We start from the raw sequence: 13,269 nt of genomic DNA, 5'->3' as shown, positions 1-13,269 counted from the left end.
GGGGAGACACCGTGTCGGTGCCTCCCCGGCGGGGTGGTGCGGTGTCGCTGTGGTGCGGGTGTCGCGGTGTGGTGCTAGTTGCCGCTGGGGTGCCAGGCGAAGCCGCTGATCGGGTCACCCGTCTGGCCGTCGAGGGCCTTCTGGGTGATGTTCAGCGTGTAGTTGTGGCTGGGGCCCCAGGCACGGCTGAAGGACCAGTTGCCCTGGGCGTCGGCCTGGACCTCGCGGTAGACCGTGGAGCTCGTGGCGGAGCTGACGGTGACGGTGGCGAACGGCGTGGCGGTACCGGTGAAGGTGGCGGCCACCCCGTTCTCGTAGGTGTCGCCGACCGCGGGGCTGGTCAGGACGAGGGGGGCGAACCGGGGCGCCTTGACATTGACCGTGGTCTCGGTGGTCGACTTGTCGGGGTTCGTCTGGGTGACCTTGATGGCGTAGTCGTTCGCCGGGCCCCAGTTGCGCTCGGGCAGGGCCCAGTTGCCTTCGGAGTCGACCTCGGCCTGGCCCATGGGCACGTTCCAGTTGTTCGTGGCGTTGACGGCCCGGACGGTGGCGCCGGGGGTGCCGGTGCCCTCGAGGACGTTCATGCCGGGACGGTAGGTGTCACCGTCGGCGATGCTCGTGACGGCCACGGGGACGTTCGTCGCGCGGTAGTCGAGGTGGATCAGCTGACGCTGGACGTCGCCGCCCTTGGTGGCGACGAAGGTGATGTCGTAGCCGGCCGAGGTGGGCCCGAGGTAGCGGTTGAAGCTCCAGGCGCCCTCGAGGTTCGCGCTCGTGCTGCCCATGGCGGTGCCCCACTGGTTCGTGGCGGTGATGGCGGCCTGGGGGGCTGCGGTGCCGCGGAACGTGGTGGTGCCCTCGGTGTAGGTGCTGTTGTTCGTCGGGCTGGTGACCTGGAACGCGACGACGTTCTCGTAGTTCAGCTTCAGCGTCACGACCTGGGGGGTGCCCACCTGGGGCGTGGCGGTGAAGGTGATGAGATAGCCGGCGGTGGTGGGGCCGAGGTTGCGGTTGAAGGCCCAGGTACCGTCGGCGGCGTTGGCGGCGCCCATCGGGGTGCCCCACTGGTTCTTCGCGGTCACGGTCGAGCCGATCGGTGCGGTACCGCGGAAGGTGGTCACGCCTGCTTCGTAGAACTGGTCGTTCACGTGGCTCGTGACGCTCAGGGGCAGTTCTGCGGCCACGCGGTTGATGGTGTGGGTGACGCGCTGCACGTCGTCGCCTGCCGTCTGGGTGACGACGAGGTTGCTCGTGCCGAGGCTGAGCCCGCGGTTCGGGGTGATGGTCCACTCGCCGTCGACGACGGTGCCGGTCCCGATGATGCTGTTGGGCCCGTAGCCGATGGTGACGGTGGCGCCGTCCTGTCCGTGACCGGAGAAGACCGGGCGGCTGGTCGTGACCGTGGAGCCTGCTTCAGGGGTCTCGACAGTCGGGGCGACGATTACGGGGGGCTGTTCGCCGTTCTCGGGGTTGAGGGTCACCGTCGAGAGGGTGGTGTTGTTGCCCTTGCCGGACTGGGTGGCCTCGAGGACGTGCTTGCGGTCGTCGACGTTGGTGGTGCGGATGGTGAACTGGCCGTTGGCGAGCACCTGGGCGGTGCCGAGGACGGTACTGCGGCCCTCTTCGCGGACGACGACCTGGGCGCCGACCTCGCCGGTGCCGCGGATGGTGACGGGGCCGCCGTCGTGGGCCATGCCCTCGACGGGAGCGGTGATCTGGACCGCGGCGCCGTAGGCGACGGAGACGATGATCTCGCCCGTGGCCTCGTCGTCGATCTCTTGGTGGACGCGCACGTCGTAGTCGCCGCCGGCGTTCGGGGCGCTGATCGGGGTCGACCACGTGCCCGAGCCCAGGCGGGCCTCGGTGCGGGTGATCTCGTCGCCGTTCACGTCACGGATCACGATCGTCGCGCCGGGCTGCGCAGTGCCGGAGAGCACGGCGTTCTGGCCGAGGTCGGCCGGGAACGACCCCACACCGGTCACGGGGGCGACCTTCAGCTCGGCGTCGAGGGTGGTCTCGCCGGTCTTGACGGTGTCCTCGTACTGCTCGAGGGTCACCGGGTTCGACCCGAGCTTGAGGTCGATGAGTTCGTAGGACCACGTGCCGTCGGTACCGGCCTGGACCTGGTCCTCACCGTTGATCACGACGTACGCGGCGGGCACGGCCCAGCCCGAGATGCGGGCGGTGCGGTTCGGGATGTCGACCGAGTCGACCTTCGCGGACAGACCGGCTTCGACGCCTTCGAACTCCGCAGCGGGGCCACTGCCACCCATGGCGAAGTAGGAACGCTTGTACGCGTCGACGTAGCGGACGGTGTTCGTGACGTACTGGCCACTCTGGCGGTTCACCATCCGGCCCTGCGCGTCCAGACTCCATTCCGTGTTCGTGCCGCTGCAGGATTTGGTGTGCAGCGTGTCGCCCCCGGTCATGGGGAAGATGCTGAGGCACTCGCCCGTGGCTGATCCGTCCCTGACGACCGCGCGGAACCAACCCTCGCCCGTGGAGTCGATGCGGAGCCCGGCCGAGGCCGCGTCAGCGGCGGCTTTCGTGTCGTACTGCTGGATGTGTGTCGGCGACGAGGGCAGGCCGCCGTAGTACTTGCCGTTGCCGACTGGCGAGACGACCTTGGCGGAGGACCCTGGCACGGGCAGAGCCGTGGTGGAAGCATCCGCCGGGCTCGTCGCCGTTGCCGCCGCAGGTCCGAAGCTGAGACCGGTGACGATCGTGGCTGCGGCGAGCCCGATCGCGCCGGTGCGCTTGAGAGTTTTCTTCATGTGTGAGAGGTGTTCTTTCATGTCTGGGCAGCGCGATGCGCCGCCAGGCGAACAGATAGTGAAATGTTAGACACAAAACAAGGCATGCACAACATGACAAGTGCGAGGGCTTGCGATCCGGGCGTGTCGGCGTAAACTTGAGCCAGCTCCACTCAAGTTTCGAGAAAGGCACATCCATGGCGAACATGCAGGGCGCTCCGGCTTCCGACGAGAAGCAGAAGTCGGCGCTCGAGAAGTACGGCGTCGACCTCACCGCCATCGCCCGCAGCGGCAAGCTCGACCCCGTCATCGGCCGCGACGCCGAGATCCGTCGCATCAGCCAGGTGCTCACCCGCCGCACCAAGAACAACCCCGTCCTGATCGGCGAGCCCGGCGTCGGCAAGACCGCCGTCGTCGAGGGCCTCGCCCAGCGCATCGTCGAGGGGGACGTCGCCGACAGCCTGAAAGACAAACGCCTGATCAGCCTCGACCTCGCCGCCCTCGTCGCCGGGGCCAAGTACCGCGGCGAGTTCGAAGAGCGCCTGAAGGACGTGCTCAAAGAGATCACGAAGAGCGACGGCCAGGTCATCACCTTCATCGACGAGTTGCACACCCTGATGGGTGCCGGCGGGGGCGAGGGCTCGGTCGCCGCCTCGAACATGCTCAAGCCGATGCTCGCCCGCGGCGAGCTGCGCCTCATCGGCGCCACCACCCTCGACGAGTACCGCCAGTACATCGAGAAGGACGCCGCCCTCGAGCGCCGCTTCCAGCAGGTCTACGTCGGCGAGCCCAGCGTCGAGGACACCGTCGCGATCCTCCGCGGGCTCAAGGAGCGGTACGAGGCGCACCACGGGGTCACGATCACCGACGGCGCCCTGGTGGCCGCCGCCTCCTTGTCCAACCGCTACATCCCCAGCCGTCAGCTGCCCGACAAGGCGATCGACCTCGTCGACGAGGCGGGTTCCCGCCTCAAGATGGAGATCGACTCGTCGCCCGTCGAGCTGGACCAGCTCTACCGGGGCCTGGTGCGCCTCCAGATCGAAGAGCTGGCCCTCAAGAAGGAGACGGACGACGCCTCGCAGGCCCGCCTCGCCACCCTGCGCGAGACCATCGCCCAGCAGCAGGCCGCCTACGACGACCTCGACGCCCGCTGGCAGGCCGAGAAGGCCGCCCTGCAGGGCGTCGGCACGCTACGCAGCGACCTCAACGAGGCCCGCATCGACGCCGACCGCGCCCTGCGTGAGGGGCGCTACGAAGATGCGGCGCGCATCAGCTACGAGCGCATCCCCGACATCGAGAAGCGCCTCGCCGACGCCGAGTCGTTCGAGAAGTCGGGCGACCGGCTGGTCAGCGACTCGGTCACCGACGCCGACATCGCCGAGGTCGTCGCCGCCTGGACCGGCATCCCGGTCGGTCGTCTGCTCAGCGGCGAGACCGAGAAGCTGCTGCACCTCGAGAGCGAACTCGGGAGGCGCCTCATCGGTCAGAAGGCCGCCGTCCAGGCCGTCAGCGAAGCGGTGCGGCGCACCCGCGCGGGCATCAGCGACCCCGACCGCCCGACCGGTTCGTTCCTCTTCCTCGGCCCCACCGGGGTGGGCAAGACCGAGCTCGCCAAGGCCCTCGCCGACTTCCTCTTCGATGACGAGAAGGCGCTCGTCCGCATCGACATGAGCGAGTACGGCGAGAAGCACAGCGTGTCCCGCCTCGTGGGCGCGCCTCCCGGGTACGTGGGCTACGAAGCCGGTGGTCAGCTGACCGAGGCCGTGCGTCGTCGCCCGTACAGCGTCGTGCTGATGGACGAGGTCGAGAAGGCCCACCCCGAGGTCTTCGACGTCCTGCTGCAGGTGCTCGACGACGGCCGGCTGACCGACGGGCAGGGCCGAACCGTGGACTTCCGCAACACGATCCTGGTGCTGACGTCGAACCTCGGCTCGCAGGTCATCACCGATCCCGGCCTCAGCGACCCCGAGAAAGAAGAGCTGGTGCAGGGCCTGGTGCGCCAGGCGTTCAAGCCCGAGTTCGTCAACCGGCTCGACGACATCGTCGTGTTCTCGACCCTCAGCACCGACGACCTCGGCCAGATCGTGTCGCTCTACGTCGACCGCCTCGGACGACGGCTCACCGATCGCCGCCTCGCGCTCGCCGTCACCCCCGACGCGCGGGCCTGGCTCGCCGACCGCGGCTACGACCCGATCTACGGCGCCCGGCCGTTGCGCCGCCTCATGCAGCGTCAGATCGACGACAAGCTCGCGATGGCGCTGCTCGGGGGCGAGATCGCCGACGGCGACACCGTGCGGGTCGACGTGGCCGACGGGGGCGAGGGGCTGACGGTCGTGCGGCACGACGTCGGCGAGCCCACGCCCGGCGACCTGGACGACCTGCCCGCCTGAGCCCGGCAGACTGGAACCATGCGCACCTGGGTGAAGATCTGCGGCCTGTCCACGCCCGAGACGGTCGACGCCGCCGTCGAGGCCGGGGCCGACGCCGTGGGGTTCGTCTTCGCGGCCGGCAGTCCGCGCACGATCGATCCCGAGGGTGCACGCGCGTTGGCGGCGCGCGTGCCGGCGGGCGTCGAGACCGTCGGCGTGTTCCGCGGGCAGGGCATCGAGACGGTGCTCGAGTCGGCCCGCGCCTCCTCGGTGTCGACCGTCCAGCTGCACGGCGACGAGACCCCGGCGGACGTTGCCGCCGCCCATGCGGCGGGCTTCCGGGTGATCCGTGCCGTCAGCGCCGCCGTCTACGCGGCCGAACCCGAGGAGGCGCGGGTCGCCTTCCGAGAGGACGCCCTGCTCCTCGACGCGATCGACCCCGGTGCCGGCGCCACCTTCGACGTCGGGCCGCTGCTGTCGGCGCCGCCTGCCCGGGAGTGGCTGCTGGCCGGCGGGCTCACCTCGGACAACGTCGCCGGGCTGCTGGCCGGACTCCGACCCCATGGTGCCGTCGGGGTCGACGTCAGCTCGGGCGTCGAGTCGTCGCGCGGCGTGAAGAGCGTCGACCTGATCCGTGCGTTCGTCGAGGCCGCCCGAGCCTGAGCGAACCCGGCCGGAGCGGACCTGGCCTGACCCGACCTGGCCTGACCCGACCTGGCCTGAGCGGACCCGGCCTCAGCCGACGAGCGTGCGGGCGTCCTCGACGAACCGGTCGACGTGCGCCTCGGTGGTGTCGAAGGAGCACATGAGTCGCACCTCGCCCGTGGCGCGGTTCCAGTCGTAGAAGTGGTGCGCGGCGCGAAGGGGTTCCACGGCCTCGGGCGGCAGGACGACGAAGACGGCGTTGGCGTCGACCGCCTGGGTGACCGTGACGCCCGGCAGGGTGGCCAAGCCGGCGGCGAGACGCGCGGCCATCGCGTTGGCCCTCGTCGCTGACCGCAGCCAGAGGTCGCCGTCGAGCATCGCCAGGAACTGTGCCGAGACGAAGCGCATCTTCGAGGCCAACTGTGCGTCCATCTTGCGCAGGTAGACCAGGCCGGCCCGCGCCTCCTCGGAGAAGGTCACGACCGACTCGCCCAGCACCAGGCCGTTCTTCGTGCCGCCGAACGAGACCGAATCGACGCCCGCGTCGCGCGTGATCGCGCGGAGCGGGACGCCGAGGGAGGCGGCGGCGTTCGCCAGGCGTGCGCCGTCGAGGTGCACCCGCATGCCGAGCGTGTGCGCGTGGTCGGTCACGGCCCGGATCTCGTCGGGCGTGTAGACCGTGCCGAGCTCGGTGCTCTGCGTGATCGTGACCGCCAGGGGCTGCGGGCGCTGCTGGTCGCCCCAGCCGTAGGCCTGCCGGTCGATCAGCTCGGGCGTGAGCTTGCCGTCGGGGGTCGGCACGGTCAACAGCTTGATGCCGCCCAGGCGTTCGGGAGCACCGCCCTCGTCGGTGTAGACGTGCGCGGTCGTCGCACAGATCACGGCTGCCCAGCGCGGGGTGAGGGCCTGCAGGGCCGCGACGTTCGCACCGGTGCCGGTCAGCACGGGGTCGATGGTCGCCCCCTCGCCGAACGTCTCGACGACGACCTCGGCCAGCCGCTGCGTGTACGGATCGGCACCGTACGAGCCCACGTGGCCGCCGGCGGCGTCGACGATCGCCTGCAACACCTCGGGGTGGGCTCCGGCGTAGTTGTCGCTGGCGAACGTGTGGACCGAGGGATCGTGGAGGCGCGTCACCCGTCGATTCTGCCCGACGGCCGGGCTCCGGGGCGTCAGGAGGCGCGGGGGAGCGAGGGCGTCGGAGGCCCGTCCCGAACGGCAACGGCCGCGGCGCCTTGTGCAATGTAAATGTCACACGTAGAGTTGTACGTGACGCATCGTCGACTCGATGTCCGCCCGGTCGAACCCGCCGGGTGCTCCTTCCGCCCCGAGAGGCCCCGTCATGCTGTTCGCCCATGCCCCAAGCTCGTCCTGGCCGGTCCGTACCCGGTGATCCGTCCCGTCGCCGATCGGGCGGCGGCACTCGACGCCGAGGTCGTCGTGCTCTCGTGCGAGATGGCGACCCCGATCGACGACGTCGTCGGCTTCGACTGGGCCGTGGTGGCCGTCGATGCCGCCACCCCCACCGCGGTGCAGCTCGACCGTGCGGTCGACAGCCTCGCGGACGGCCTGCGTCGCGGTGCCCTGGTCGTCGTCGCGTCGGATCGCCCGGTCGCTCAAGCGGCGAGGCGTTTCGCCGACGACCTCGCCCGCACCAGCGGGCTCCCGACCGGCGAGGCGTTCGCCGTCGCCGCGTGCGAGGCGGGTGTCGTCACCTGGGCTGTCGACGCCCAGGCCGAGGACGAGGCGGCGCATCTTCTCGAACGCATCGGCGCCCCGGTGGGGGACGGCGTGCCCGCGGCCTGACCCGGACGTCCCGTCGGCCCCCGGGGCGTGCGACAGGATGGACCCATGGGTGGAGTGCTGATCGGGTTCGCGATCATCGGCGTGATCATCGTGACCGGCTACGTCGTCGGTCGCATCGACCTGCTCGGAGAATCCGGCCACCGGGTGCTCTCGCGCCTCGTCTTCTTCGTCCTCACGCCCTGCCTGCTGTTCTCCACCATCTCGCAGGCCGACGTCCACGTGCTGTTCTCGCGGCTGTTGGTGGTCTCGGCGCTCGCCTCGCTCCTGGCCACAGTCCTCTCGGTCGTCGTCCTGACGTTCGTCCTCCGACGCAGTGCCGCGCAGACGGCCATCGGGACGATGGGTGGCGCCTACGTCAACGCGAACAACATCGGCCTGCCCGTGGCCACCTACGTGCTGGGCAGCGCCACCTTCGTCGCTCCCGTCCTGCTCTACCAGCTGCTCGTGCTCACGCCGATCGTGCTCGCCGTCATGGACACCGTGACGAACCGCGGCAGCAGCCTCGGGCGCACCATCGCCCGACCGTTCACGAACCCCCTGCTGATCGGGTCCGCCCTCGGTGTGCTCGTGGCGGTCACCGGCCTCGAGATCCCCCAGGCCGTCCGCGAGCCGTTCGAGTTGGTGGGCGGTGCCGCGGTGCCGGTCGTCCTGCTGTCGTTCGGCATGTCGTTGTACGGCTCGAAGCCGTTCCAGGCCGGGCAAGGGCGCGCCGACATCGTCGTGGCCGTCGTCCTCAAGCTCGTCGTCATGCCGGTCGCGGCCTGGCTGCTCGGGGCGTTCGTCTTCGACTTCGACCGCGACGAACTCTTCGTGGCGGTCGTCCTGGCCGGTCTGCCGTCGGCCCAGAACGTCTTCAACTACGCCCAGCGCTACCAGACCGGGGTCGTCGTCGCCCGCGACACGGTCTTGGCGACGACCATCCTCTCGGTTCCCGTGCTGGTGCTGGTGGCGGCGTTGCTCGCCTGACCCGCGCCTCCTGGCGTCGAGGGGTCGCGTGCGGCCGCGCAGGCGTCAGAAGATCATCGGGCGGTCGTCGTCGAGCTCGGTCTCGAGGTCGAGGTCGACGACCACGGGGACGTGGTCGCTCGGGGCGTCGCCCTTGCGTTCGTCGCGGTGGATGGCCGCGGACGTCACGAGGCCGTCGAAGGCCTTCGAGCCCAGGATGAAGTCGATGCGCATGCCCTCGTTCTTGGGGAAGCGCAGCTGCTTGTAGTCCCAGTAGGTGTAGCCCTCGGGCAGGCGCGAGCGGACGACGTCGGTCAGGCCGACCTCCTCGAAGCGGAAGAAGGCGTCGCGCTCGGGCTGGCTGACGTGGGTGTGGCCCTCGAAGACCGACATGTCCCACACGTCGGTGTCGAGCGGTGCGACGTTCCAGTCGCCCATCAGGGCCAACGGCTGGTCGGGGCGCGCGGCGAGCCAGGCCTCGGTCTCGGCGGCGAGCTTCGAGAGCCAGTCGAGCTTGTAGTCGTAGTGCGGGTCGCCCAGTTCGCGGCCGTTGGGCACGTAGAGGCTCCACAGGCGGACGCCCTCGACCGTGACGCCGATCGCCCGCGCCTCCTTGGGCTGGTCGGGGCCTTCCTGGCCCTTGGCGAAGCCCGGCTGCGACGGGAAGGTGATCTCGACGTCCTCCATCGGAAGGCGGCTGACGAACGCGACGCCGTTCCACTGGCTGAGCCCGTGCAGTTCGACCTCGTAGCCGGCCTCGCGGAAGGCCTCGTAGGGGAACTGCTCGGGCTTGCACTTGATCTCTTGCAGGCCCGCGACGTCGACGTCCTCTCGGACGAGCCAGTCGACGACCCTGCCCACTCGAGCCCGGACGGAGTTGACGTTGTAGGTCGCGACGCGCATGCCGACCACGGTACCGGCCCGGCACCGGCGGGGTCCGAGGCGGCCGCCGTCGCCCGACGGGGCGTCGAGCCGTCGCCGCCCGCCCCGACGTTCGGAGCCCGCCTGCTCTACCATGGGTCACCGTGACCGACGCACGCACGCAGCTCATCGACTACATCGGCTCCGAGGCCGTCTTCCACGGCGACTTCACGCTGACCAGCGGCAAGAAGGCGACGTACTACATCGACCTCCGCAAGGTCAGCCTCGACCACCGCGTCGCGCCCCTGATCGGCCGGGTCATGGTCGACCTGATCGACGAGGTGCCCGACGTGTTCGCGGTCGGTGGCCTGACGATGGGCGCCGACCCGATCGCCGCCGCCGTGCTGCACCAGGGCGTGGCGCTCGGCAAGGACTACGACGCCTTCGTCGTCCGCAAGGAGCCCAAGGACCACGGCCGCGGCAAGCAGGTCGAGGGCCCGGACCTCGAGGGCAAGCGGGTCATCGTGCTCGAGGACACCTCGACGACCGGCGGTTCGCCCCTCGCCGCCGCCAAGGCCCTCGAGGCCGTCGGAGCCGAGATCGCCGCCGTCGCCGTCGTCGTCGACCGCAGCACCGGGGCCCGCGAGGTGATCGAGGCGGCCGGCTACCCCTACTTCGCCGCGATCGGGCTGGAAGACCTCGGGTTGACACCGTGACCGACGACCGGCCCAGGGGCGACGACGGCGACGACGCCGGGCGCGACGACGCCAGCGACTGGCTCGCCGCCCAGTTCGACGGTGCCGACGACGACGACGCGACCGACACCCCGTCAGGAGGCGCGGGTCGTCTTCCCGAGGACGTCCCCACGCAGGCGCTCGACCTCCCGCCGGCCACGCGCGCGGTCGGCGTCCCCCACGACGACGACGACCCCGAGCGACCGGCTGACCCGGGTGGTGCGTCCGTGCCCACGGGCTCGGCCGAGGTGTCGCCTCCGACCCCCTTGCCGTTCGTCGTGCCCGAGTCCCCGGCCGGGACGCCTCCGCCGAAGACCTCCGGCCACCCCCAGGCACTCGACCTCGGAGCGCTGACGGGGTCCGTGCCGCCGCCGCCTCCGTCGTCCGTGCCCGTTCCCGACGTGCCCGCGCAGCCCGAGTCGCCGCAACCCGAGTCGCCGCGACCCGCCCTCGGGGTCGCCGAGGACGCCGATGATGCCGGTACGGCGTCGGATTCCGCCGACGTCGAGGAGCGCACTGGTGTGAGCGACGAGCCAGGGCCCTTCACCGCCTTGATCTCGGCACCCCGGGCCGAATCTGCCGAACCCGCGACCTTCGACTGGGATGCTCTGCCCGAGCCCGAGCCCGAGCCCGAGCCCGAGCCCGAGCCCGAGCCCGAGCCCGAGCCCGAGCCCGAGCCCGAGCGCCGAGTGGAGCCGGAGTTCCGAGCAGAGCACGAGCCGACGCCCGAGCCGGAGTTCCAGGCAGAGCCCGAGCCAGAGCCGATGCCCGAGCCCGAGCCCGAGGCGGCTTTCCGAGCAGAGCACGAGCCGGCGTCCGAGCCGGAGTTCCGAGCAGAGCCCGAGCCTCAGCCCGGGCCGGCGTCCGATGTCGAGCCCGAGCCCGAGCCGGCCGCCGATTCCCGCGAAGGCGGTGTCGAGGCGCCGTGGTGGGTCGAAGAGCACCACGAGATGACGCGGCGTGAGCGTCGTCTGGCCGAGGCGGCCGCAGCTGCTGCGGCCGCTGCCGCCGCGGCGGCCTCCCGTGGCGGGGTCGAGCCCGGCGTCCCCGGCGCCGCGGCGGTCCCCTCGACGCCGACGCTGACGCCGACGCCGACGCCGTCCCCCACGACCCAGGCGTCGTCCGTCCCGGAGCCCAGGGCCGACTCCGGCTCGAGGGGGGACCGCGAGCCCACCTTCACCGAGATCCTCGGCGTCGTCCCGTCAGGTGCCGGCACCGCGGCCGTCGAGCCGCGGGGCGCACGTCCCGAGAGCGAGCACGAGCCCGAGCACGCGACGAACGCGGACGACGCCCCCGGCGCCTGGTCGCTGTCCGGCTCCGGCGACGTTCCGCCGTCCGAGGTCGGGCCCGTGCCCGACGTCGAGCAGTCGTCCCGCGCCGACCGAGACCCAGACGCCGACGCCGACGACGAGGGCCTGGACGACGGGGCCGAGGTGACGACCGCGACCGCGCTGTTCGCGCCTCCTCGTCCCGCCCTCGACGAGCGCGCCGACGTCGACGACCCCGGGGTCGATGCCACGCAGGTGCTGCCCGGCGTCTCGATGAGCGCCACCTCGGCCCTGACGGGTGAGCGGCCGCGCCGTGAGGTCGGCGGAGCCGGCGTGTTCGTGCCGCAGACCCGTCCGGTGGACGAGAGGCCCGCCACGACACCCCGCACGGCAGGCCTGGCCGAGTGGGTCCGGTCGCACAAGGGCTTGGCCGCCGTGGGTGCCGGGCTCGTGATCCTGTTGCTGCTGGTCGCGCTCTTCTTCCTCTCGCGATCGCTCTTCGCCTCCACCGACGACCTGACGAGCGACGCGTCGGCCGCCGCCGCGGCACCGACCGCGGCCCGGACCGTGACGGCTGCGCCGGTCGAGCCCGCCGCCGAGGTCGCCCCGGCCGGGCCGCTCGCGGCAGGCACGCACTCGTACGCCGACCTGCAGGGCGGCGAGTGCTTCTCGGCGTTCGAATCGGCCTGGCAGCAGGACTACGAGGTCGCCGACTGTGCGCAGCCGCACGTCGCCCAGCTCACCCGACTGGGCACCCTCGACGGGGACGCGGCCGCGGCCTACCCGGGTGCCGACGTGCTGCAGAGCCAGATGAACCTGCTCTGCACGGGCGCGGACGCGCTCGACCGGCAGGCCGCCGCGGCCTACCCCGACGTGCAGTTGCTCGCGAGCTTCCCGGCCGACGCCGACGCGTGGGCCGCCGGCGACCGCACGTACTCGTGCTTCGTCAACCGCAGCGGCGGCGAACCCCTGACGACCAGCCTCGTCGCCGTCGCGGGCTGACGCGTCGAGGCTGCCCGCGCCTCCGGAGGCCTCAGGCCTCGGACGGCACCACGTCGGACTCGATCGGCTCGCTGCGCACCAGTTCGTGCACCCCGGCCAGGATCTCGTTCGGCCGGAACGGGTAGCGGTCGATCTCGGCCTGGTCGCTGATGCCCGTCATCACGAGGATGGTGTGCAGCCCGGCCTCGATGCCGGCCATGATGTCGGTGTCCATCCGGTCGCCGATCATCGCCGTGTTCTCGCTGTGCGCGCCGATGCGGTTCATCGCCGAACGGAACATCATCGGGTTGGGCTTGCCGACCACGTAGGGCTCCTTGTTGGTGGCCTTCGAGATCATCGCGGCGATCGCGCCCGTCGCGGGCAGCACGCCGTCGGCGCTCGGGCCCGTGGCGTCGGGGTTCGTGACGATGAAGCGTGCACCGCCCAGGATGAGCCGCACGGCCTTGGTGATCGAGTCGAACGAGTAGTTGCGCGTCTCGCCCACGACGACGTAGTCGGGGTTGGTCTCGGTCATGATGAACCCCGCCTCGTGCAGGGCGGTGGTCATGCCGGCCTCGCCGATGACGAAGGCCGAGCCGCCGGGCATCTGTGACCGGCAGAAGTCGGCGGTGGCGAGGGCGCTCGTCCAGATGCGCTCCTCGGGCACGTGCAGCCCCGAGGCGCGCAGACGGGCCGCCAGGTCGCGCGGGGTGAAGATCGAGTTGTTCGTCAGCACCAGGTAGGGCGTGCCCTCGTCCTGCCACTGCTGGATCAGGTCGGCCGCGCCGGGCAGGGCGTGGTTCTCGTGGACGAGCACGCCGTCCATGTCGGTCAGCCAGCATTCGACGTCTTCGCGTGCACCCATGGCGCTCACCTTAGCGAGGTGCCCTGACGACGAGGAGGCGCG

At 71.1% G+C, this 13,269-nt stretch carries 10 protein-coding genes; 6 read left to right on the top strand and 4 right to left on the bottom strand.

Translation table 11 applies throughout. The features are described 5' to 3' along the window. Nucleotides 1-74 precede the first annotated feature (74 nt). Nucleotides 75-2,774 carry an Ig-like domain-containing protein gene (locus IFT79_RS13985; RefSeq protein ID WP_192124882.1) on the bottom strand — a complete coding sequence of 900 codons (2,700 nt, stop codon included), beginning with the start codon at nt 2,772-2,774 and terminating at the stop codon, nt 75-77. Between the two features lie 176 nt (nt 2,775-2,950). Between IFT79_RS13985 and IFT79_RS13980 the strand changes: the two genes are divergently transcribed. Beyond that, nucleotides 2,951-5,143 carry an ATP-dependent Clp protease ATP-binding subunit gene (locus IFT79_RS13980; protein WP_082454831.1) on the top strand — a complete coding sequence of 731 codons (2,193 nt, stop codon included), beginning with the start codon at nt 2,951-2,953 and terminating at the stop codon, nt 5,141-5,143. Nucleotides 5,144-5,161: 18 nt separating this feature from the next. Further along, nucleotides 5,162-5,785, top strand: a complete 624-nt coding sequence (locus IFT79_RS13975) for a phosphoribosylanthranilate isomerase (RefSeq protein WP_056049650.1) — start codon at nt 5,162-5,164, stop codon at nt 5,783-5,785. Nucleotides 5,786-5,857: 72 nt separating this feature from the next. Here IFT79_RS13975 and IFT79_RS13970 read toward each other — a convergent pair whose 3' ends face one another. After that, a complete protein-coding gene (locus IFT79_RS13970; RefSeq protein ID WP_307785014.1) occupies nt 5,858-6,904 on the bottom strand; it encodes a threonine aldolase family protein in 1,047 nt (348 codons plus the stop codon). 252 nt (nt 6,905-7,156) lie between these two features. Between IFT79_RS13970 and IFT79_RS13965 the strand changes: the two genes are divergently transcribed. Continuing rightward, complete coding sequence (locus IFT79_RS13965) at nt 7,157-7,573, top strand: hypothetical protein (RefSeq protein ID WP_192124880.1); 417 nt, start codon at nt 7,157-7,159, stop codon at nt 7,571-7,573. A gap of 45 nt (nt 7,574-7,618) precedes the next feature. Further along, on the top strand, nt 7,619-8,539 hold the full coding sequence (locus tag IFT79_RS13960) for an AEC family transporter (RefSeq protein ID WP_192124878.1): 921 nt from the start codon (nt 7,619-7,621) through the stop codon (nt 8,537-8,539). Between the two features lie 45 nt (nt 8,540-8,584). On the opposite strand, the gene IFT79_RS13955 is transcribed toward IFT79_RS13960, so the two are convergent. Then, nucleotides 8,585-9,421 (bottom strand): exodeoxyribonuclease III, encoded by an 837-nt coding sequence (locus tag IFT79_RS13955; protein WP_192124876.1) that lies wholly within the window; start codon nt 9,419-9,421, stop codon nt 8,585-8,587. 122 nt (nt 9,422-9,543) lie between these two features. On the opposite strand from IFT79_RS13955, the gene pyrE reads away from it, so the two are divergent. Together pyrE and IFT79_RS16985 are read left to right on the top strand one after the other, a co-directional pair. Beyond that, entirely contained in the window at nt 9,544-10,095 is a 552-nt protein-coding gene (gene pyrE / locus IFT79_RS13950; protein WP_055978230.1) for an orotate phosphoribosyltransferase, read from the top strand. Continuing rightward, complete coding sequence (locus IFT79_RS16985) at nt 10,092-12,383, top strand: septum formation family protein (protein WP_192124874.1); 2,292 nt, start codon at nt 10,092-10,094, stop codon at nt 12,381-12,383. Before pyrE ends, IFT79_RS16985 begins: the two co-directional genes overlap by 4 nt. A gap of 31 nt (nt 12,384-12,414) precedes the next feature. On the opposite strand, the gene IFT79_RS13940 is transcribed toward IFT79_RS16985, so the two are convergent. After that, the gene (locus IFT79_RS13940; RefSeq protein ID WP_056049640.1) at nt 12,415-13,227 is read right to left on the bottom strand and encodes an HAD-IIA family hydrolase; all 813 of its coding nucleotides are present in this window, start codon (nt 13,225-13,227) and stop codon (nt 12,415-12,417) included. Nucleotides 13,228-13,269 lie beyond the last annotated feature (42 nt).

The sequence above is a fragment of the Frigoribacterium sp. CFBP 8759 genome (genome assembly GCF_014841655.1).
Taxonomy (GTDB): domain Bacteria; phylum Actinomycetota; class Actinomycetes; order Actinomycetales; family Microbacteriaceae; genus Frigoribacterium.
The sequence above is the reverse complement of the archived record's forward strand: the minus strand, read 5'-3'. Positions and strand labels throughout refer to the sequence as shown.

Coding starts and splice junctions, on each gene's coding strand:
- IFT79_RS13985 (WP_192124882.1), bottom strand. CDS start 2,774: ATGAAGAAAACTCTCAAGCGCACCGGCGCGATCGGGCTCGCCGCAGCC.
- IFT79_RS13980 (WP_082454831.1), top strand. CDS start 2,951: ATGGCGAACATGCAGGGCGCTCCGGCTTCCGACGAGAAGCAGAAGTCG.
- IFT79_RS13975 (WP_056049650.1), top strand. CDS start 5,162: ATGCGCACCTGGGTGAAGATCTGCGGCCTGTCCACGCCCGAGACGGTC.
- IFT79_RS13960 (WP_192124878.1), top strand. CDS start 7,619: ATGGGTGGAGTGCTGATCGGGTTCGCGATCATCGGCGTGATCATCGTG.
- IFT79_RS13955 (WP_192124876.1), bottom strand. CDS start 9,421: ATGCGCGTCGCGACCTACAACGTCAACTCCGTCCGGGCTCGAGTGGGC.
- IFT79_RS13940 (WP_056049640.1), bottom strand. CDS start 13,227: ATGGGTGCACGCGAAGACGTCGAATGCTGGCTGACCGACATGGACGGC.